The organism is Elusimicrobiota bacterium, assembly GCA_026388095.1.
Lineage (GTDB): Bacteria > Elusimicrobiota > Elusimicrobia > UBA1565 > UBA9628 > UBA9628.
In genome coordinates, this window is the sequence record JAPLKL010000079.1 from 61,046 (window position 1) to 80,250 (window position 19,205).

A 19,205-nucleotide genomic window follows, 5' to 3' on the forward strand; every position below is an offset into this window, starting at 1 on the left:
ATTGATGTTACCAAGTTCTATATAGACGGGAGAATAGTGCAGAGAGCGTGCAGACGGATCCTCTTCGTGATCCCGACCTTGGGCGGCGGGGGGGCCGAGCAGATCTTGATCCGCTGGCTGGACCATTGGAAGGCCCATCCGCTCCGGAAGGGCATGGAGCCCGTGGTGGTCTTCTCCATCGGCAAGGCGGGCCCCTATGTGGAGGACCTGGACCCGGCCATACCGACTTATGAGCTGGGCCAGAACCCGGAGTCCGCCCTGCCCGCGGACATCCTGGCCGCGGCTTGGTCCCTGTCCCGCATCTACCACCGCCTCAAGCCCGACCTGGTGGTCAGCCTCATCGCGCACGCCAACATCATGGCTTTGCTGGCCGCCCGGCTTTTCCGGCCTTCCACCCCGGTCGTGATCTGCGAGCACACGCATCTGAGCACCAACATCCGGGATTTCTTCCCGTGGGCCCATCCTTTGCTGAGGGCGCTGATCCGGCGGCTCTATCCCTCGGCGCGCCGCGTGGTGGCCGTGTCCCAGGGCGTCAAGTCGGACCTGGTCGAGAGCTTCGGCCTGGACCCGGCACGGGTCAGCGTGGTCTACAATCCCGTGGACACCGAGGAGGTGCGGCGCCACGCCCGGCCCGACCTCGCGCCGGGCCGCGCCCCGACGATACTGGGCCTGGGCCGGATGTTCAAGCAGAAGGGGTTCCGCCACCTCATCGCGGCTTTGGCTTTGGTGCGCCGCGAGGTCGACGCCCGGCTCACCTTGGTCGGAGACGGCCCCTTGCGCGCGGAGCTCGAGGCGCAGGCCGCGCGCATGGGCCTGGGCGGCGTGGTGCGCTTCACCGGCTACCAGAAGAACCCTCTGCCCTTTCTGGCCGAGGCCTCGGTCTTCGCCTTGCCCTCGATCTACGAGGGCTTCGGCATCGTCCTGCTCGAGGCCATGGCCGCCGGGGTCCCGGTGGTGGCCACGCGCTGCCCGTCGGGGCCGGATGAGATCATCGAAGACGGCAGCAGCGGGCTGCTGGTGCCGGTGCGCGACGAGCGGGCCATGGCCGACGCCATCCTGCGCGTGCTGCGCGAGCCGGACCTGCGCCAACGACTATCCGAGGGGGGGATGCGCCGGGCCGAGGATTTCAGCATGTCCGCGCACATGGCCGGCTACGAGCGCGTCTTTTCCGAGGTCATGGCCCCGTGAGCCGGGTCTGCGCCAGCGTGCTGGTCCGCAACGGGCGCGACGTGGTGGAGCCGTGCCTGGAGAGCCTCCTCCGGCAGAAGCTTCCGGGCGGCAGCGTCGAGATCGTGGCGCTGGACAACGGCTCAGAGGACGGCTCCGGGGCGTTTCTGCGCAAGCTGCAGAAGCGCTGGCCCCGGCTCATCGTGAAGTCGAGCCCGGCCAACATGGGCTTTGCTCCCGGGCACAACGCGGTGCTCAAAGAGAACGCCCAACGCTATGACTATTTCCTGCTCGTCAACCAGGACGCGCGCCTTGAGGGCGAGGACTGCCTGGCCCGCCTCGTTGAAGCGGCGCGGAAACTGGGCGATGAGGCCTTGATCCAGCCCTTGGTGCTCGACCTCTCGGGCCGGCCGGTCTCGGCCGGCCTGGAGCTGGCCTACACCGGGGCCGCGGCCCCGACTTTGGAGCCGGTGCAAAGCGGCGGCAGCGCGCCCGTGGAGATCGCGGCCGTTCACGCGGTGGTCCTGCTCATCAGCCGCAGGGCGCTGGACAAAGTCGGATTTTTGGAGGACTCGTATTTCGCCTACCATGAGGACGTGGAATATTCTCTGCGCGCCAGACTGCACGGGGTGAGGTCGTGGTGCGTGCCGTCTGCGCGGGCCTTCCACGACCAGCTTCCCGAGCGGTTCCGGAAGAATTTTTTCGCGCAGTATCTGATGGAGCGCAACCGCTACCGCTACCTGCTGAGCTACTTCAGCTGGCCGCTTTTGCTGGCGCTCTTGCCCGCTTTGCTCGTTCAGGAAGCGGCCATGCTGGCCTGGTTCGGGCTGTGCGGGAATCTGGCCGGAAAATCGCGCGGCTGGAAAGAGACGGCCTTGGACTGGGACCGGATCATGGCCCTGCGCCGGGCGGGCCGGGAGCTTCTGCGAGTCTCCGCGTTCCGACGGGATTTCTACCTCGCCCACGGCTCCGGCGTGGGCGCGCGCCGCATCCTTGCCGACCCGGGTTATCCGCTCTGGGCCAAGGCCGGGACCCTGTTGGTCTCAGGCTTCCTGCGCCTCTACGGCGGCGTGTACAAGCTGCTGGTTTTGGCCGCCTGCCGTTAGCTCCCTACCCGTCACTGTCGCGAGCGTCAACGCTCGCGAAACTATTTATAGTCCTATCTATAAAATACTCGCGAATGTGACAAAAATGTCATTGACAAACATAGCAGCCGGGGCTAACCTTCCGTATTGGTGTTTGTTATACCGGAATAGCCATTTTCATGCTTTGCAGACCAGCCGCGCTGCTATCGGTTATCTCCGTCGAAGCGGGGCGTCTATTTCTTGCGTTCAAACAACCCCCTGGACAAGCGCCGGTTGTTGCGGACGCTGAACCGGTTCAAGGCCCGGTCCTCGGTCGCCTCGGCGATCTTGTTGAAATCCGCGTTGCGCCTGACGAGGTCGGTCACGAAGCGCCTGTCGATCGCCGCCCATTTGGGGTCCATGGCCTCGATCTCCTCGTCGAGGCGCGCGACGGCCGCGTCGATCCTGCGGTCCAGACGCTCGACGGCCTGATGCAGTTTGTAGTCCAACTTCTGGTTCATATCGTCGATCCTGCGGTGGAGGTCCGAGACGGCGACGGTAAGCTCGCGCACTCCGATCTTGAATGTGGGGGCAGCGCTGATTTTTTTCATGGCGCAATGTTACAACATTTCGAAAGTCCGAGTGGAAGTCCGCCTCCTCTGAGGGCGGCGACTCTTGAGCTTGAAAATGTAATTCCCATAACCTCTTTTTAATGTTCTACCTCGCGGCGCGCGGTAAGAGCGTGAAAAGAGCCGCTACTGCAAGCACGATTTGTTCTCCAAGTCGCCGTCATTGCAGAAGGCGGCCCAATGGAGAACCAGAGGTGCCAGTCCTGACGTTCGGCTTGGACCTGGCTGCGGGGTTCGGGAACGGCGATTCCTCGTGCTCAGACGGGGGGCTTGGAGGACTCCAGCCGCTGGATGCGGCCTTCGTGGGCCTCCAGTTTGCCCCGTATTCAATTTTGGCCGGGAATTGAATGCCCGCGGCGGCCAGGGAACAAATCGCGTCCTCGCTCGTATATATAGGGAGGGCCATGTTATCCAGGATATCGTCGTTCGGTCTGCGCGGGGTGGAGGGTTATCCGGTGATGGTGGAGTTGGATCTGGCCAACGGCCTGCCGGGCTTCACCACGGTGGGCCTGCCCGACGCCGCGGTGCGCGAATCGCGCGACCGGGTGTGCGCGGCGGTGCGCAACTCAGGCTACCAATTCCCGCAACGCCGGATCACGGTCAACCTGGCTCCGGCCCAGTCCCGCAAGCAAGGTTCCCATTTCGACCTGCCCATCGCCTTGGCCGTGCTGGCCGCCTCCGGCCAACTCCCCGCCGGGGACTGGATGCGGAGCTTCTGCTTCGTGGGCGAGCTGGCCCTCGACGGCGGCCTGCGACCCGTGCGCGGGGTCCTGGCCATGGCGGCCAAAGCCAAGAGCCAGGGCTTCAGCGGCATCATCGCGCCTCGGGACAATGCTACCGAAGCCGCGGCCACGGGCCTGACCGCATACGGCGCCGTGACCTTGCGCGAAGTGGCTGATTTCCTGGCCGGGGCGCCGCAGGCTTCTCTGAGCGCGTCCTCAAGGGCCGCAGCTGAGGAAGCCGCAGAGACGGACTTGGATTTCAGCGACGTGCGGGGCCAGCCCTTGGCCAAACGGGCGTTGGAGATCGCGGCCGCCGGCGGGCATCACATCCTCCTGGTCGGGCCGCCGGGCGCAGGCAAGTCCATGCTGGCCCGACGGCTGCCGACGATCCTGCCGGAACTGACTCCTGAAGAAGCCCTGGAAGTCACGCGCATCCATGGCGTCTGCCAGGACCGGCACAAAGCCGGCCTCATCAGCCGGCGCCCTTTCCGCGCGCCTCATCACGGCGCTTCGCACGTGGCCTTGATCGGCGGCGGACATCTGGCTCGGCCTGGCGAGGTTTCCTTGGCCCATGGCGGAGTCCTTTTCCTGGACGAATTGGCGGAGTTCAGCCGGCTGGCTCTGGAATCCCTGCGTCAGCCCTTGGAAGATGGGAAGGTGGTGGTGGCCCGGGCTCGGGAGACGGTGGAGTACCCCGCTAGGTTCTCCTTGGTCGCCGCGTGCAACCTGTGCCCTTGCGGCTGGCGGGGGCACCCGGTGCGGCCGTGCGCATGCACGCCCTTGGCCATGGCCCGGTATCTGTCCAGGCTTTCCGGCCCGCTCCTGGACCGCATCGATATGCAGATCGAGGTCTCGCCCGTGGCTTTCGAGCAGTGGGCAGCCAGCGGCCAGATCAGCCCGGAGGAGACTTCCCGCCGCATCCTGGACCGAGTCCGGAGGGCACGGCAGGTCCAGGTCGAACGCCTCGCGTCTTCGGGTCTCAGGGTCAACGCCCACATCCCGCCCCGGGACTTGCGCCGTCACTGCGCCCTGGACGCGGCCGGGCTCGGTCTCCTTGAGGAAGCGGCCCGCAAGCTCGGTCTTTCCGCCCGCAGCTTGGACCGCGTCCTGAGGGTGGCCCGGACTATCGCGGATCTGGATGACAGCCCGGGCGTCTCCATCCGGCATCTGGGCGAGGCCATGCAATACCGGAGTCTGGAACGGCTGCGGCCATGAGGATGATTCGCTCCGGAGACGGATTTTTTGTGATAATGTTGCAGCTTTATAAGGAGGTTCCATGAAGAGTATCCTGGAGCGGATGGCGAGCGCGGCGAGGCTGTGCCTGCCTGCGGTCATGCTCTGCGCCTTGGGCGGCCGGACTGCCCTCGCGGCGCCCGCGTCGGCTGCGCCGGCGCCCTTCGATAGCGACGCGGCCGAGTGGCCGGAGACGACTTCGGCGCCAGAGGAAGCCCGAATCCCCGACTCGATGCCCGAGGATATCATCTCGACCGACGCTTTCCGGGGAAGCGGCCGGGACGCTATTTCGCGCAGCATGCCGCGGGAGGCCAGCCTATTCGAAACGTCCGCGCCGCGCCGACGGGCGCCCAAGGGCTGGAAGGAAGACGGGCAGGTCGCGGAGGCCCATGCCTCGAAAATCGTGCCTGGACCGGGCGACCTGGCCTATGGCCAGATGAAGAAGGCGGCGCCGGTACGGGTCGGAGACCTGCTCTATGTGCTGCGGCGCGATGTCCCGACCGAGGCCGACGCGGATCCCGACGCCCTCTATCTGGAGCGCATCGGCGTGGTGCGGGTGGAGTCCGTCCTGCCCAAGGGGCGGGTGAGCCTGCGCGTGCTCAAGTCCGCGACCGAAGTGTCGCCGGCCGACCTCCTGTCCCGGACGCCGCTATGATGAAGTACGTCCTATGCGTCCTGGCCTTGGCCGGCGGATACTACTACCTCAGCCGGCACGCCAGCCTGGAGGCCAGCCTGCAGTACGTCACGCAGCACAAGGGCGCCTCCTGGGCCCCGCGCGCCAACTACACCATCGGGTGGATCTATCACCAGCGCGAGGAGTACGGCAAGGCCGAGGCGGCCTTCACGCAACTGCTGACGGATTACCCGACCGGCCAGTTCGCCGCCCCGGCTCTGGTCTACCTTGAGGACTCGGCGGAGTCAGTCAAAGATTGGGACGCGGCCAAGGCGGCTTTGGACCGCTACATCGAGGAGCATCCCGACGGCGCCGAGATCAAGCTCATGCGCGAACGGCGGGAGATGCTGCACTATCATCATGGCCTCTAAAGGCCCTTTCGCCGCGCGCGTGGCGGCCGGCCTGCGCGCCCGGGGCCTGACCCTCCGCGGCCTGTGCCGCGAGGCCGGACTGGACGCCTCCTTCTTCTCCAAGGTCCTCGCCGGCAAGCGCAGCCCGCCCTCCGACGAGGCGCTGCTGCGGCGCATCGCCCAGGCCCTGGGCCTCGACGCCGTGGAGCTCATCGTGGCCGCCGGCCGCATCCCGGCCGAGTGGGGCGCCCTCTGGGAGGATGCTGAACTCTTCCGGGAGGTCCACGCTCGCGCTGCGGGGGGGGGCCAGCGGCCGGGTGACGCCGATGGGTCGGATCGCCGAGGACGGCGCAGCCGCCCGCAGGCGATGGGCCCCATCGGCGGCAGGACCCGGCCGCCGGAATCCGACGCGGAGCCGCTGCCGGAGCTTCCGCCGCGGGAGGGTCTCTCGGAGGAGCTCTTGTGAACCAGGGGCTCACCGCGGCGCAGGAGCATCTGCTGCGGCTCAACGCCGCCGCGACCATGGGGGCGGACCGCTCGCGCGGCTTCGACGCCCTCGGCGAATGGCGGCGCGCCCAGGAGATGGGGGTGAGCCTTCTGTTCCGGGACGAGCCCGGCTACCCGGAGCTGCTGCGTTCGATAACGGACGCCCCGCTGGTCCTGTACGTCTGGGGCCGGCTCGACGCCGGGCGCGACGCCCTGGCTTTCGTGGGCTCGCGCCAGCCCACGCCTTACGGCCGCCGCATGACGCGACAACTGGTCCGCGACGCGTCCGCGCGCTTCGTCATCACCAGCGGTCTGGCGCGCGGCATCGACACGGAAGCCCATCGGGCCGCGCTCGAGTCCCAAGGGACGACTTGGGCGGTGCTGGGCAGCGGGCTGGGGCGCATCTATCCGCCGGAGAACGAGGCCTTGGCCCGGGAGATCGTCGCCGGCCGCGGCTGCGTGCTCAGCGAGTTCCCCATGGACGCCGAGCCGCTGCCGGGGCATTTCCCGCGCCGCAACCGCATCGTGGCGGGCTTGTGCTGGGGGACCGTGGTCGTCGAGGGGCGCGACAAGTCCGGTTCGCTGATCACCGCGCGCCTGGCGGCGCAGCAGGGCCGGGAGGTCTTCGCCGTGCCCGGGCCGGCCGACTCGCCGCTCAGCGAGGCGCCGCTGCGGCTCATCAGCCAGGGCGCCAACATGGTCAGGTGCATGGCGGACATCTGGCCGGAGCTTCCCCCGTCGTGCCAGGAGGCTCCCGTCCGGCCGCTTGTGGCCCCGGCGCATGAAAAAATCCTACAATTGCTGGGCTCCGAAACGCGCTCCGTCGCGGAGCTCGGTGCGGAATCCGGCCTGGACATCTCCAGCCTGACCCAGACGCTTTTTGAACTGGAGCTCCAAGACTTGGTCGAAGCCGTGCCTGGACAGCGCTATGCCAAAAAAAGCAGCTAAGACACCTAAGACGGAGAAGACGGCCAAGAAAGGGACCACGCAGCCCTGCCTGGTGATCGTGGAGTCGCCGGCCAAGGAGCGGACCATCGCGCGTCTGCTCAAGGGCTCCTACGTCGTGCGCAGCTCCTTCGGCCACGTGCGGGACCTCCCGGTCAAGAAACTGGGAGTCGATCCGGAGAAGGACTTCGCCCCGCAGTATGTCGTCCTGCCCCGGGCCAAGAAGCTGCTCCCCGAGCTCCGGGAGCTGGCCGAGAGATCCCCCGCCGTCTATCTGGCCACCGACCATGACCGCGAGGGCGAGTCCATCGCCTGGCACCTAGTCGAGCTCCTGGGCCTGGAAGCCGACAAGGTCCGGCGCATCACTTTCCACGAGATCACCCCTTCCGCCATCACCGAGGCCCTGGCCGCTCCGCGGTCCATCGACAATCACCTGGTCAACGCCCAGCAGGCTCGGCGCGTCATCGACCGGCTGGTAGGCTACCTGCTCTCGCCGCTGCTGTGGGCCAAGGTCCAGAGCGGGCTCTCGGCCGGCCGGGTGCAGTCCGTGGCGGTCCGGCTCATCGCGGAGCGCGACCGCGAGATCAATGCCTTCGCCTCCGAGACCTTCTGGACGCTCGGGGCTGCTCTGGAGCTGCCCGGCAGCCCGCCCCCGTTCGAGGCCCGGCTATCTACTTGGCAGGGCGAAAAGGTGGAGACCGTGAAGACCACGGACCTGTTCGCCGAGCAGTATCGGGTCAAGACCACCACGCTCAAGACCCCCGAGCAGGTCCGGGACCTCGAGGCGGCCCTCCGGGGCGCCCCCTTCAAGGTGGTCAAGGTGGAGCGCCGGGAGCTGCGGCGCCGGCCGCCGGCGCCTTTCTCCACGAGCACTCTGCAGCAGGCCGCCTCCCAGAAGCTGGGCTTCGCGGCCGAGCGCACCATGCGCGTGGCCCAGACCCTCTACGAGGGCGTCGACCTCGGCGGCGGTGAATCCGTGGGCCTTATCACCTACATGCGCACGGATTCGTTCTTCATCTCCAAGGTGGCGGCGGCGGAAGCCGCCGCTTTCGCGCGGGAGCATTATGGGCCGGAGTTCGTCCCGGCTCAGCCGCCGACCTACCAGACCAAGGCGCGCGGCGCCCAGGAGGCGCACGAGGCCATCCGGCCGACCGGCGTGGCCCGCCGGCCCGAGGACCTCAAAGCGCACCTCAATTCGGACCAGGCCCGGCTCTATGAGCTCATCTGGAAGCGCTTCCTGTCCAGCCAGATGACCGAGGCACTCTACGACACGGTGGCTGCGGACATCGAGAGCGGCCCGGCGCTGTTTCGGTCCAGCGGCCGCACCCTCAAATTCGAGGGCTTCCTCAAGGTCCACCAGGTGCCCACTCCCGCGGAGGCGGATGCCGCCGACGAAGCCGAAGAAGGTGAGGAGGAAGGCTCCCGCCTGCCCCAACTCGCGGAGGGCGACCTTCTTCAGCTGCGCGAGCTCAAGCCGGAGGAGCATAAGAGCAGCCCGCCCCCTTGCTACAACGAGGCGAGCCTGATCAAGGCCATGGAGAAGCACGGCATCGGCCGGCCCTCCACCTACGCCCCCACCATCAAGACCATCGTCGACCGCGGCTACGTCCGGCGCGGCTTGAAGGACCGTAGGCTCCTGCCCACGGACCTGGGCTTGCTGGTGACGGAGAAGCTCAAACAGCATTTCCCGGACGTGGTCAGCCTGAGCTACACGGCCGAGGTCGAGGAGCGCCTGGACCAGATCGCCGAGGGCCACGAGACCTGGACCCGGGTGGTCGGCGACTTCTACCAGCCTTTCAACCGTGCCGTGCAGGCCGCCTCCGTCGAGATGACGGTGTCCAAGGTGGCGCCCAAGCAGTCGGACGAGAAGTGCCCCGTCTGCACCCAGCCCATGCTCATCCGCGAAAGCCGCTTCGGCAAGTATCTCTCCTGTTCCGCCTTTCCCAAGTGCAAGGGCAAGATCCAACTCGGGCCGGACGGGCAGAAGATCGTGCCCGAGAAGACCGAGGAAGTCTGCGACGTCTGCGGCAAACCCATGGTCATCCGCACGGGGCGCAAAGGCCGCTTCTTGGCCTGTTCGGGCTACCCGGCCTGCAAGAACACCTTCTCCCTCGACGCCGACGGCAAGAAGATCGAGGGCTCCCGCCCTCTGGCGACCAGCCGGAAGTGCCAGAAGTGCGGCAACTTCATGTGGCTGCGCTTGGGCAAGCGGGGCCATTTCCTGGCCTGTTCGGGCTTCCCGAAGTGCCGCAACATCAAGCCCGTGTCCAAGGAGGACGGGGAGACTCTGCGCCTCGAGGCCGAGGCCCTGCGGGCCCAGCGGACTCCTCAGGCCTGAGCACATGACCATCAACGCATTCCCTGAGGACGGTCAGTACCAGAGCGCTGCCGCGCTCTAGCACATGCCGCTGCGCAACTGGGTGCAGAGGTTCCTCATGCACCTGCGGGGCTTCCGCAATTATTCGCCCCACACATTGCGCGCCTACGGGGCCGACCTGGAGCAGTTCCGCCGGAGCCTGGGCGACCCGGAGCCCGCCGCCATAGACCGCAACGAGGTCCGGGCGTATCTGGCCCAGTTGCAGGCTCGGGGCAACCTCGGCCGCAACACCGTGCTGCGCAAGGTCTCGGCCCTGCGGGCTTTCTTCCGTTTCCTGCGCCGGGAAGGGGTCATGGACCAGGACCCCTTCTGCGCCCTGCCCCTGCCCCGCAAGGCGTCGCGGCTGCCCAAGTTCCTGACGGAGAGCGAGATCTCCGAACTGCTGGCTCAGACCGGGCCGCAGCAGCCGTCTTGCCGGGAGAGGGACCGCGCCATCCTGGAACTGCTCTACTCCAGCGGCCTGCGTCGCTCGGAACTGGCATCCCTCAACGTGGGGGACGTGGATTTCGTGTCGGGTTTCGTGCGGGTCATGGGCAAGGGCTCCCGGGAAAGGCTCGTGCCGGTGGGGCACGCGGCCCTGTCCTGCCTGCGTGAGTACCTGCGCCAGCGCGGTCCGAGCTCCGCTAAGGGCGAGAGCCCCCTCTTCCTGAACTCCCGCGGGCTGCGTCTGAGCGACGCCGGGGTGGCGTTTCTGCTCAAGGGCTGGCTGCGCCGCGCGGGCTGGCTCAAGACCGTCACCCCGCACGCTCTGCGCCACAGCTTCGCCACGCACCTGCTCAACTCCGGCTGCGACCTGCGCTCGGTGCAGGAGATGCTGGGCCACAAGAGTCTGGCCACCACGCAGATATACACCCATGTCTCTTTGGAGAAGCTCAAAGAGGTCTACAGCCGCTCTCACCCTCGGAGTTCGGCGCCGCAGGCGCCGAACTCAGAAAAAGGACAACGGCCTTGATCCCCGACAAGATCGCCCTCCTCATGGAGGAGACCGGCTGCGACCAGGGCGAGGCGGAGCTGGCCCTGGAGATGTGCGGCTACGTGGTCGAGGAAGCGGTCAAGGCTATCCCGCGGCTGCACAAGAATATCGTGGTCTTCAAAGGCAAGATCGTGCAGCCGGAGCAGAATCTCTTCGGCCTTCTGCTGGTCATCCTCGACGTGAAGTCCCGCGCGGTCCTGCGCACCCGGGCGGTGGTCTCCTACAACCCGGCGGTCTGCGCGGTGAGCCTGGAGAAGGACTGGTTCGAGTTCGAGAAGTATCTCTATGGCTGCCGGCTTTGGGAAGGCAGCCTCCCCACGGAGAGCCTGGAGATCGAGCAGGCCGTGGCCGGCCGCCTGCGCTCCGGCGCGGAGGCCGGGCTCTTCGATGCCCAGCCCACCGGCGCGGATAAGGTCCAAGCCGAGGTCGCCGGCGTGCTCAAGCAGCTGCTGCGCTCGGGAAGGCTCGAACTCCGGCTCAAGAAGGATGTCCTGGACTTGGGTCAATACCAGTCTTTGAGACCGGCCCCATCCGGTAGAGGAGAACGGCAGCCCTCCGGGGGCGGCGCGCCCAGGCGCGCCGCCGCCGCCCCCTGGCGCGCTGCCGGCGGTCCCCAGCCGGACGAACTGCTGGTCTTGAAGGTCACGTTGGAGTCCGATCCGGCCGGGATGCCCGCGGCTGAGCTGCGCGCCGGGGACCTGGTGGCGGCCACCATCGCGGATAACCGCGACATCGCCAAATACCTGGCCAAATTCTTCGGCGGGCATTCAGACCAGGGGCCGGTGCCCATCCCCGCGCCAGTCGAAGCCATCGAAGCCGCGCCGGCTCCTGCCGCGGGCGATCCGCAGGCGCTGCTGGTGCGGGTGCGCTTTTCGGCCGGGGTCTGCGGGGATGCGGAGGTCGCTTCCCAGGTCCGGCTGCGCGCTGTGCGCAAGGCGCCCGGGATGCCGGAGAAAGTCTCTTGGTGGCAGCGCTTTTTCGGGACGAACAAGGGATAACACGACCAGCACATGACCGTCAACGCATTCCCTGAGGACGGTCAGTGCCAGCGCGCTACCGCGCGCTAGGGAGGCTACATGCCAGTTCTGACTGTCATCGGCGCGCAGTGGGGGGACGAAGGCAAGGGCAAGATCGTCCACTATCTCAGCCAGGGCGCGGACTGGGTGGTGCGCTATCAGGGCGGCGACAACGCGGGCCATACCGTGGTCATCGGCGGCCAGAGCTTCGCTCTTCACCTGGTGCCCTCAGGCATCCTGTTCTCCCGTCCGCGCAACGCCATCGGAAACGGGGTGGTGGTCAATCCCGCGGCACTGCAGAAAGAGGTCCGCACGCTCGAGGGGCGGGGCATCCGCGTGAGCGGCCGGCTCTTCGTGAGCCTCCAGGCCCACGTCATCCTGCCCTACCATATCGCCTTGGACCGCGTGCGCGAGGGCGGCAGCGGCGCCATCGGCACGACCTTAAAGGGCATCGGCCCCTGCTACGAGGACAAGGTCGCGCGCCGGGGCGTGCGCGTGGCGGACTATCTGGAGCCTGAGACCTTCCGTGAGCTTCTGGGCGCGGCGCTTGACGCGCATCGGGGGGAACTCGGCCGAAAGGAAACCGAGCGCCTCAAGCGCGAGACCTCGGCCGCTTATCCGGGACTGCGGCGCTTCCTGGAGCCCTTCTGCGAGGATACGGGCCGGATCATCGCCAAGGCGCTTTCTGCCAAGCGCCGGGTGCTCATGGAGAGCGCGCAAGGGGCCATGCTCGACCTGGACCATGGGACCTACCCTTTCGTGACCTCGTCCAACCCCGTCTCCGGCGGGGCCTGCGTAGGCGCGGGCCTGCCTCCGACCGCGATTGACGCGGTGCTGGGAGTGGCCAAGGCCTACACCACGCGGGTCGGCCTGGGGCCTTTCCCGACGGAGATGCCCGAGCCTCTGGCAGGCCGCATCCGGGAGAAGGGGCGCGAGTACGGGGCCACCACGGGCCGGCCGCGGCGCATCGGCTGGCTCGACCTGCCTCAATTGCGCTCGGCAATCCGCATCAGCGGCATCGGCCGCTTGGCCTTGACCAAGCTCGACACCTTGAGCGGCACCGACCCCATCAAGGTCTGCACCGCCTACCGCTGGAAGGGAAGGCTCCTCGATGAGTTCCCGGCTTCGCGCCTGGCCCAAAAGGGGGCCAGGCCGGTCTATCGCGCCATGCCGGGTTTCTCGGGGGACCTGAGCTCCTGCCGCAGGCTCGCGGATCTGCCCGCCGCGGCGCGGCGCTACGTGCGCTGGCTGGAGCGGGAGCTGCGCTGCCCAGCGGCCATCGTCTCGGTCGGCGCGAGCCACGAGCAGACCTTCCTCCACTCGGAGGGAAGCCTCTGGGGCTGAGCCGTATCAGGCCTGGGCCCAACGCGATTCCTCGACGACGCACGCCGTGTCAAGGGCTTGGGTCTTGACAAAATCGCGGGGTCTGTTATACTGGATTTAGGCGTCAGTCGCGCCTATGATTCCGCCCGGCCTTAACTAGCTATCTTCGGGATAGAGGGGTAAGATAGTTGGTAAGGCCGGGCCTCTTTTTTGGTGGCGGAATCCGGTCGTGTCGTATCCCCGCCCGCTTTTGCTAGAATCCCACCATGAATGCGTCTTCTGTCCTCATGACGATTTTCCTCTCCGGCGCATCCACCCAGGCGCAGGCGCCGCAGACGCCGGAGACCGACCCCTTCCAGGCCGCTTCGGCCAAACTCAAGGATCAGTCGCCCGGGACGCGCCGCCAAGGCGTCAGCGAACTGGGCCGGCTGCGGCGTGCCGAGGCCGCCCCCGCCCTGGTCGGGATCCTCAAGGACCAGGATGCTTCCGTGCGCTCGGCTGCGGCCCGGGCCCTGGGCAGTCTGGGCGACCCGGCCTGCGTGCCCGCCCTGCGCGAGACCCTCCAGGACACGGACCTCGGCGCCCGCATGAGCGCCGTCCAGACTTTGGCCAAGTTCGGCGACGTCTCCGGGCTGCCGGCGGCCTATGCCGCCCTGGAGTCCAATGACACCAACGCCCGCGGGCTCGCCGCCGAGGCCGTGGGCATGGTCGCAGACGCCTTGACCGGCCTACCGGCCTTGGACAAGGCCTTCACATTGGAGACCGACCCCAACACCAAGAAGATCATCGATTTCGCGCGCGGCCAGCTGCGGGCTCGGCTGGGCCTAAAGGCGGCGCCCGCACCTGCGCCTGCGGCGCAGGCCGCGAGCCCCGCTCCGGCCCCGGCAGCCGCGGGCAAGAGCGGCAAGGTGACCCGCAAGCAGAGGGCCGGGGCTAAGAAGAAGCCGGCCGCGGCTCCGCGGGCCGCGGCCCAGCCGGCGCAGCCGAAATGAAGATCGCGGCCAAGAAGAAGGACCGGTTCCCGCGCAATTTCTGCATCGCCTTCACGCTGATCTTCCTAGCCCTGTACTGGCCGGGGATCTTGGGCATGTCGATACGGGGAGTCTTCGCCCACTCCGAGGATGTCTGGACCGACATCATGTTCCGCTGGCGCGCGGACAAGCTCCCGACGGGAGACCCGCGCATCATCCTGGCGGCCATCGACGAAGAGACGGGCCAGAAGTACGGCTTCCCTCTGCCGCGCGAGGTGCACGCGCGCCTGCTGGACAAGCTCAAGACCTACGGGGTCAAGACCGCGGCCTTCGACGTGATGTTCTTCGAGCCGCGGCCCGGAGACGCCCAACTCGAGGCTTCCACCCGGCGCTTCGGGCACGTGATCCACCTCTTCGCTTTCTCGGAGAAGGATGTGGAGGTCCCCGGTCGGGAGCGCATGCAGGTCCTTACGGTCAGCGAGCCGATCCCGGGGCTCAAGAATGCGGCGCAGTACGTGGGCTACTCCAGCGTCCAGAACGTGCTCGACCCGGACGGCCACCTGCGCAAGGCCCGGCTCTTCGACCAGCGCACCCAGGACCTGCGCGACATGAACGAGATGGCCCCCAATATGGACGCGGTGAGCATGGCCAGCCTGCTGGATATGCCGGTCTCCGAGGTGCGCGCCCGGTTCGCCGAGCCGCAGCCGCGCACTTTGTTCTTGAATTTCCGCCGGCCGGTGGAATGGCTGCGCCATGAGAAGAGGGACGAGGCCGTGCAGCGGGAGGGCAAGACCACCAACCTGCAGACGGTCTACTGCGCCTACCGCGGCATCTCGGTGCTGGACCTGCTCGACGGAGAACTCACGCCCGCGCAGAGGGAGGTGCTCAAGGGCTCCTTGGTGATCATCGGCTCCACCGCCGTGGGCTACTACGACCAGTATCCCAGCCCCTTCAGCCCTCGGGCCGCGGGCATGGAGTTCCACGCCAACAGCATCGACAACGCGCTGCACGGGGATTACCTGCGCGTCACGCCGCGCAGCACCGTCCTGGTGATCCTGCTGGTCATGATCTGGCTGCCGCTGGTGCTGCTGCGCTTTACGCCCGCGATGGGGAACTCCGTCGTGGCCGGCGTGTTCCTGGCCTGGATGGGATTCACTTACTGGCAGCTCTGCCGCGGCGTGCGCACCGATTTCGTGGCTCCGGTCGTGGGGTTGGTGCTCTCCTTCCTGGTGCAGACCGTGCGCCGGGTCCTGACCGAGAGCGCGCAGAAGAAGTTCATCCAGCACACCTTCGGCCAGTTCGTCGCGCCCGAGGTGGTGGAGAAGCTGGTGGCCGACCCCGGCTTGGTCAAGCTGGGCGGGGAGAAGCGCGAGATGACCGTGTTCTTCCTGGACATCGCGCATTTCACCACCATCTCGGAGAAGATGACGGCCGAAGCCCTGATCCAATTCCTCAACAGGTACCTCTCGGCCCTGAGCCAGGTCATCCAGGACCACAAGGGCACCGTGGACAAGTACATCGGGGACTGCATCATGGCCTTCTGGAACGCGCCCCTGGACGACCCCGACCACCGCATCAATGCCTGCCTGGCCGCGGTGAAGTGCCAGGAGACCATGGCGGAGCTCAACAAGGACCTCGACCCCGGCCTGCCCGAGATCCCCGCGGCCCGCATCGGCCTCAACGCCGGGGACATGAACGTGGGCCTGACCGGGTCGGAGAGGAAGCTGGCCTACACGGTCATCGGCGACGAGGTCAACCTGGCCTCGCGCCTGGAGGGCGCCAACAAGTTCTTCGGCTCGCGCATCATGGCCAGCGAGGCCGTCTATTCAGGCGCCAAGGATGCGGTCGAGGCCAGGGAGTTGGGGCGCGTTCTCGTCGTAGGCAAGGCCATCCCGATCCGGGTCTATGAACTGCTGGCCAAGAAGGGGCAGTTGTCTGAGCAATGGCAGAAGGCCCTCCCTTTCTACAATGCCGGTCTCGCGCATTACTACAAGAGGGAGTACGACCAGGCGTTGGTGTCATTCGAGGAGGTCGTCAAGGTCTTCCCGAAGGATGGGCCGACGGCGCACTACATCAGCACGGCCCGAGACTACGTCGCCATCCCGCCGGACCCGGGTTGGGACGGGGTCATCAAGCTGACCGCCAAATAGAGAAGCCATGGATATCTTCTGGAGACTGCTCTTCGGGCATCTGCTGGCCGACTTCACGCTCCAGACCAACTTCATCAACCGCTGGAAACGCCACAGCGCCTGGGGCATGCTGGCCCATTGCTCGCTCCATCCGCTCTGCTACGCCGCGCTGACCTTCCACTCCCTGGGGCAGGACTGGGTGGCTGTAGGACCCCTGCCGCTCAAGGGCTGGGTCTGCCTCCTGATCCTCTTCGCGGCCCATTACCTGGAGGACGAGTGGCGGGTCACGACCATCTCCAGGTTCAAGACCCCGGACAATACCCTGTACTTCTTTTGGGACCAGGTCATCCATGCGGCGCTCATCTTCGCGGTCTCGCCGCTGAACCTGGGCAGCGGCGAGTTCGGGATCCCGGAGAAGTGGCCCGTGCTCGGCTGTCTGGCCGTGCTCCTGACGCACACGACCACGGTGGCGACCTACTTCCTGGAGAAGGACCTCTACGGCAACGAATACCCCGGCTTCGACGAGAAATGCCTGGGCATAGCGGAGCGGTTGGTGCTGGGCCTGAGTTTCCTCCTGCCGCATCACGGCTGGCTCCTGGTAGCGCCGGCCTGGCTGGCGGGCATGGGCGTGCTGCGTTCACGCCGGTTGCTGGATATGTCGTGGTTCAGCTTCGGCTTCGGGGCGGTGATGAGCATCGTCTGCGGGGTCTGCGCCCGCGCCGTCTACTATTCCTGAGTCCCGGTCTGTGGGGGGGTCTTTCCCATGAAAACTGCGGTCAAGCATTCGTCCGACGTCCCCGCCATTGTGCGCGCTCCGCGCGGCCCCTTGCTTTCCTGCAAGGGTTGGCAGCAGGAGGCGGCTTTGCGCATGCTCATGAACAACCTCGACCCGGAGGTGGCGGAGCGGCCGGCCGACCTGGTGGTCTACGGCGGCCGGGGCAAGGCGGCGCGCAACTGGGCCTGCTTTCACGCCATCGTGCGGGCCCTGAGGGGCCTGGAGAACGATGAGACGCTCTTGGTCCAGTCGGGCAAGCCGGTGGCGGTGTTCCGCACGCACGATTATGCGCCGCGAGTGCTCATCGCCAACTCCAACCTGGTGGGCCGCTGGGCCACCTGGGAGGTGTTCAATGAGCTGGAGCAGAAGGGCTTGATGATGTACGGTCAGATGACGGCCGGCTCTTGGATATACATCGGCACGCAGGGCATACTCCAAGGCACCTACGAGACCTTCGCCGAGGCGGCGCGCCAGCATTTTCAGGGCAGCCTCAAGGGCCGGCTGGTGGTGACCGCGGGCCTGGGGGGCATGGGCGGGGCCCAGCCCTTGGCCGCGACCATGAACGGGGCGGCTTTCCTGGCGGTGGAGGTGGACCCGAAGCGCATCGCCATGCGCCTCAAGACCCGCTACCTCGACGTGATGGAGACGGACCTCGACGCGGCCTTGGAGAAGGTCCTCCAGGCCAAGGAGAAGGGCGAGGCTCTGTCGGTCGGGCTCTTGGGCAACGCGGCCGACATCATCCCGGAGTTGGCGCGCCGACGCATCGCAGTGGATGTGCTAACGGACCAGACTTCGGCGCATGACCCGCTGACCGGCTATATCCCGCAGGGGCTTTCCCTGGAAGAGGCGGCCAAACTGCGCGTATCCAACCCGCAGGAGCACATCCGGCGGGCTATGGAGTCCATGGCCGTGCATGTGCGCGCCATGCTGGACTTGAAGGCCCAGGGCGCGGTGACCTTCGATTATGGAAACAACATCCGCACCATGGCTTTCCAAGCCGGGGTCAAGGACGCCTACGATTTCCCGGGCTTCGTGCCGGCCTTCATCCGGCCGCTCTTCTGCGAGGGCAAGGGTCCGTTCCGCTGGGCCGCGCTCTCGGGCGAGGCGTCGGACATCCATGCCACGGACCAGGCGGTGCTGGACCTTTTCCCCAAGGATAAGGCCCTGGCGCGCTGGATCAAGATGGCGCAGGAGCGGGTGGCTTTCCAGGGCTTGCCGGCGCGCATCTGCTGGCTGGGCTTGGGCGAGCGCGCCGAGATGGGCCTGCGCATCAATCATATGGTGGCCAAGGGCAAGCTCAAGGCTCCGATTGTCATCGGCCGCGACCACTTGGACTGCGGCTCGGTGGCCAGCCCCTATCGGGAGACCGAGGCCATGAAGGACGGCTCGGACGCGATCGCGGATTGGCCCATCCTCAACGCTCTGCTCAACACGGCCTCGGGCGCTTCCTGGGTGAGTTTCCACCACGGCGGCGGCGTGGGGATCGGGTATTCCTTGCACGCGGGCCAGGTGACGGTGGCTGACGGCACCAAGATGATGGAGGGGCGCCTGGAGCGGGTCCTGACCAACGATCCGGGCATCGGCGTGGCGCGGCACTTGGACGCCGGGTACCCCGAGGCGGTCAAGGCCGCGCAGAAGCACAAGCTCAACATCCCGAGGTAGGTGGGCTCGGGTATTTTCTATACTGTTCTGAGACGGGAGATCCCAGCGAAAGTCGCAGTGAGTCCGGCAAGGGAGACAGCATGGGCCGCGAAGAAATACTGAAGACCATCCAGGCGCATGGCGGGCACTTGCGTCTTCTGGGTGTCCGGCGGCTGGGCTTGTTCGGCTCTTATGCCCGCGGCCAAGCCTCCCGGTCGAGCGATATGGATTTCTTGGTCGAGTTCGAGGAGAAGTCCTTCGACGCATACATGGACCTGAAGGATTATCTGGAGAAGCTTTTCCATCGCCGAGTGGACTTGGTCCTCAGGGACGCCATCAAGCCCAGGCTGCGCCCCGCCATCCTGCGCGAGGTCGTCTATGCCCAGGGACTATAAGGTCTATCTGGCGGATATCCTGGAAGCCGTCGGCAGCATCCGGCGCTACACCAAGGGCTACTCGCTGCAGCGTCTGTCCCGGGACCGGAAGACCTTGGATGCGGTGGTCCGCAATCTGGAAGTGATCGGCGAGGCGGCCAAGAACATTCCTTCCGGCGTGCGGCAGAAGCATCCCGAGGTGGAATGGAAGAAGATGGCCGGGCTGCGCGATATATTGATCCACCAGTACTTCGGGGTCGATGTGGCGATCGTGTGGGACGTGGTGCGCAACAAACTGCCGCAGCTCGGCAAAGAGGTGCGGCAGATGTTGCGATGATCGCCGCCCGGCGCCGCTAG

At 66.8% G+C, this 19,205-nt stretch carries 18 protein-coding genes; 17 read left to right on the top strand and 1 reads right to left on the bottom strand.

Translation table 11 applies throughout. From position 1 onward, the window contains the following. The first annotated feature begins 36 nt into the window (after positions 1 to 36). Both NTY77_20440 and NTY77_20445 read left to right on the top strand, forming a co-directional pair. Entirely contained in the window at positions 37 to 1,188 is a 1,152-nt protein-coding gene (locus tag NTY77_20440) for a glycosyltransferase (protein MCX5797866.1), read from the top strand. After that, positions 1,185 to 2,273 (top strand): glycosyltransferase family 2 protein, encoded by a 1,089-nt coding sequence (locus tag NTY77_20445; protein MCX5797867.1) that lies wholly within the window; start codon positions 1,185 to 1,187, stop codon positions 2,271 to 2,273. Before NTY77_20440 ends, NTY77_20445 begins: the two co-directional genes overlap by 4 nt. 212 nt (positions 2,274 to 2,485) lie before the next feature. Here the strand turns inward: NTY77_20445 and NTY77_20450 are convergent, their stop codons facing one another. Next, entirely contained in the window at positions 2,486 to 2,842 is a 357-nt protein-coding gene (locus NTY77_20450; protein ID MCX5797868.1) for a hypothetical protein, read from the bottom strand. A gap of 422 nt (positions 2,843 to 3,264) precedes the next feature. On the opposite strand from NTY77_20450, the gene NTY77_20455 reads away from it, so the two are divergent. The 15 genes from NTY77_20455 (at position 3,265) to NTY77_20525 (ending at position 19,185) form a co-directional block, all read left to right on the top strand. Then, on the top strand, positions 3,265 to 4,797 hold the full coding sequence (locus NTY77_20455; protein MCX5797869.1) for a YifB family Mg chelatase-like AAA ATPase: 1,533 nt from the start codon (positions 3,265 to 3,267) through the stop codon (positions 4,795 to 4,797). 61 nt (positions 4,798 to 4,858) lie between these two features. After that, a complete protein-coding gene (locus tag NTY77_20460) occupies positions 4,859 to 5,470 on the top strand; it encodes a hypothetical protein (protein MCX5797870.1) in 612 nt (203 codons plus the stop codon). Further along, positions 5,467 to 5,859 (top strand): tetratricopeptide repeat protein, encoded by a 393-nt coding sequence (locus tag NTY77_20465; GenBank protein MCX5797871.1) that lies wholly within the window; start codon positions 5,467 to 5,469, stop codon positions 5,857 to 5,859. The genes NTY77_20460 and NTY77_20465 overlap by 4 nt, the downstream gene beginning before the upstream one ends. Continuing rightward, positions 5,849 to 6,304 carry a helix-turn-helix domain-containing protein gene (locus NTY77_20470; protein MCX5797872.1) on the top strand — a complete coding sequence of 152 codons (456 nt, stop codon included), beginning with the start codon at positions 5,849 to 5,851 and terminating at the stop codon, positions 6,302 to 6,304. Before NTY77_20465 ends, NTY77_20470 begins: the two co-directional genes overlap by 11 nt. After that, positions 6,301 to 7,272, top strand: coding sequence for a DNA-processing protein DprA (gene dprA / locus NTY77_20475; GenBank protein MCX5797873.1), 972 nt, complete (start codon positions 6,301 to 6,303; stop codon positions 7,270 to 7,272). Before NTY77_20470 ends, dprA begins: the two co-directional genes overlap by 4 nt. Next, positions 7,253 to 9,607, top strand: coding sequence for a type I DNA topoisomerase (gene topA, locus NTY77_20480; GenBank protein ID MCX5797874.1), 2,355 nt, complete (start codon positions 7,253 to 7,255; stop codon positions 9,605 to 9,607). The genes dprA and topA overlap by 20 nt, the downstream gene beginning before the upstream one ends. 64 nt (positions 9,608 to 9,671) lie before the next feature. Further along, on the top strand, positions 9,672 to 10,598 hold the full coding sequence (locus NTY77_20485) for a tyrosine recombinase (GenBank protein MCX5797875.1): 927 nt from the start codon (positions 9,672 to 9,674) through the stop codon (positions 10,596 to 10,598). After that, positions 10,595 to 11,617, top strand: coding sequence for a hypothetical protein (locus NTY77_20490; protein ID MCX5797876.1), 1,023 nt, complete (start codon positions 10,595 to 10,597; stop codon positions 11,615 to 11,617). The genes NTY77_20485 and NTY77_20490 overlap by 4 nt, the downstream gene beginning before the upstream one ends. A 78-nt stretch (positions 11,618 to 11,695) precedes the next feature. Next, positions 11,696 to 12,979 (top strand): adenylosuccinate synthase, encoded by a 1,284-nt coding sequence (locus NTY77_20495; GenBank protein MCX5797877.1) that lies wholly within the window; start codon positions 11,696 to 11,698, stop codon positions 12,977 to 12,979. Positions 12,980 to 13,224: 245 nt separating this feature from the next. Beyond that, the gene (locus NTY77_20500; GenBank protein MCX5797878.1) at positions 13,225 to 13,950 is read left to right on the top strand and encodes a HEAT repeat domain-containing protein; all 726 of its coding nucleotides are present in this window, start codon (positions 13,225 to 13,227) and stop codon (positions 13,948 to 13,950) included. After that, positions 13,947 to 16,079, top strand: a complete 2,133-nt coding sequence (locus tag NTY77_20505; GenBank protein MCX5797879.1) for a CHASE2 domain-containing protein — start codon at positions 13,947 to 13,949, stop codon at positions 16,077 to 16,079. Before NTY77_20500 ends, NTY77_20505 begins: the two co-directional genes overlap by 4 nt. Positions 16,080 to 16,086: 7 nt before the next feature. Beyond that, on the top strand, positions 16,087 to 16,794 hold the full coding sequence (locus tag NTY77_20510) for a DUF3307 domain-containing protein (protein MCX5797880.1): 708 nt from the start codon (positions 16,087 to 16,089) through the stop codon (positions 16,792 to 16,794). Between the two features lie 27 nt (positions 16,795 to 16,821). After that, positions 16,822 to 18,495 (top strand): urocanate hydratase, encoded by a 1,674-nt coding sequence (gene hutU / locus NTY77_20515; GenBank protein MCX5797881.1) that lies wholly within the window; start codon positions 16,822 to 16,824, stop codon positions 18,493 to 18,495. Between the two features lie 80 nt (positions 18,496 to 18,575). Further along, positions 18,576 to 18,869 carry a nucleotidyltransferase family protein gene (locus tag NTY77_20520; GenBank protein ID MCX5797882.1) on the top strand — a complete coding sequence of 98 codons (294 nt, stop codon included), beginning with the start codon at positions 18,576 to 18,578 and terminating at the stop codon, positions 18,867 to 18,869. Next, complete coding sequence (locus tag NTY77_20525; protein ID MCX5797883.1) at positions 18,853 to 19,185, top strand: DUF86 domain-containing protein; 333 nt, start codon at positions 18,853 to 18,855, stop codon at positions 19,183 to 19,185. Before NTY77_20520 ends, NTY77_20525 begins: the two co-directional genes overlap by 17 nt. Positions 19,186 to 19,205 lie beyond the last annotated feature (20 nt).

Coding starts and splice junctions, on each gene's coding strand:
- NTY77_20460 (MCX5797870.1), top strand. CDS start 4,859: ATGAAGAGTATCCTGGAGCGGATGGCGAGCGCGGCGAGGCTGTGCCTG.
- NTY77_20495 (MCX5797877.1), top strand. CDS start 11,696: ATGCCAGTTCTGACTGTCATCGGCGCGCAGTGGGGGGACGAAGGCAAG.
- topA (MCX5797874.1), top strand. CDS start 7,253: ATGCCAAAAAAAGCAGCTAAGACACCTAAGACGGAGAAGACGGCCAAG.
- NTY77_20520 (MCX5797882.1), top strand. CDS start 18,576: ATGGGCCGCGAAGAAATACTGAAGACCATCCAGGCGCATGGCGGGCAC.
- NTY77_20470 (MCX5797872.1), top strand. CDS start 5,849: ATGGCCTCTAAAGGCCCTTTCGCCGCGCGCGTGGCGGCCGGCCTGCGC.
- NTY77_20500 (MCX5797878.1), top strand. CDS start 13,225: ATGAATGCGTCTTCTGTCCTCATGACGATTTTCCTCTCCGGCGCATCC.
- hutU (MCX5797881.1), top strand. CDS start 16,822: ATGAAAACTGCGGTCAAGCATTCGTCCGACGTCCCCGCCATTGTGCGC.
- NTY77_20510 (MCX5797880.1), top strand. CDS start 16,087: ATGGATATCTTCTGGAGACTGCTCTTCGGGCATCTGCTGGCCGACTTC.
- NTY77_20485 (MCX5797875.1), top strand. CDS start 9,672: ATGCCGCTGCGCAACTGGGTGCAGAGGTTCCTCATGCACCTGCGGGGC.
- NTY77_20505 (MCX5797879.1), top strand. CDS start 13,947: ATGAAGATCGCGGCCAAGAAGAAGGACCGGTTCCCGCGCAATTTCTGC.
- NTY77_20465 (MCX5797871.1), top strand. CDS start 5,467: ATGATGAAGTACGTCCTATGCGTCCTGGCCTTGGCCGGCGGATACTAC.
- NTY77_20455 (MCX5797869.1), top strand. CDS start 3,265: ATGTTATCCAGGATATCGTCGTTCGGTCTGCGCGGGGTGGAGGGTTAT.
- NTY77_20450 (MCX5797868.1), bottom strand. CDS start 2,842: ATGAAAAAAATCAGCGCTGCCCCCACATTCAAGATCGGAGTGCGCGAG.
- NTY77_20525 (MCX5797883.1), top strand. CDS start 18,853: ATGCCCAGGGACTATAAGGTCTATCTGGCGGATATCCTGGAAGCCGTC.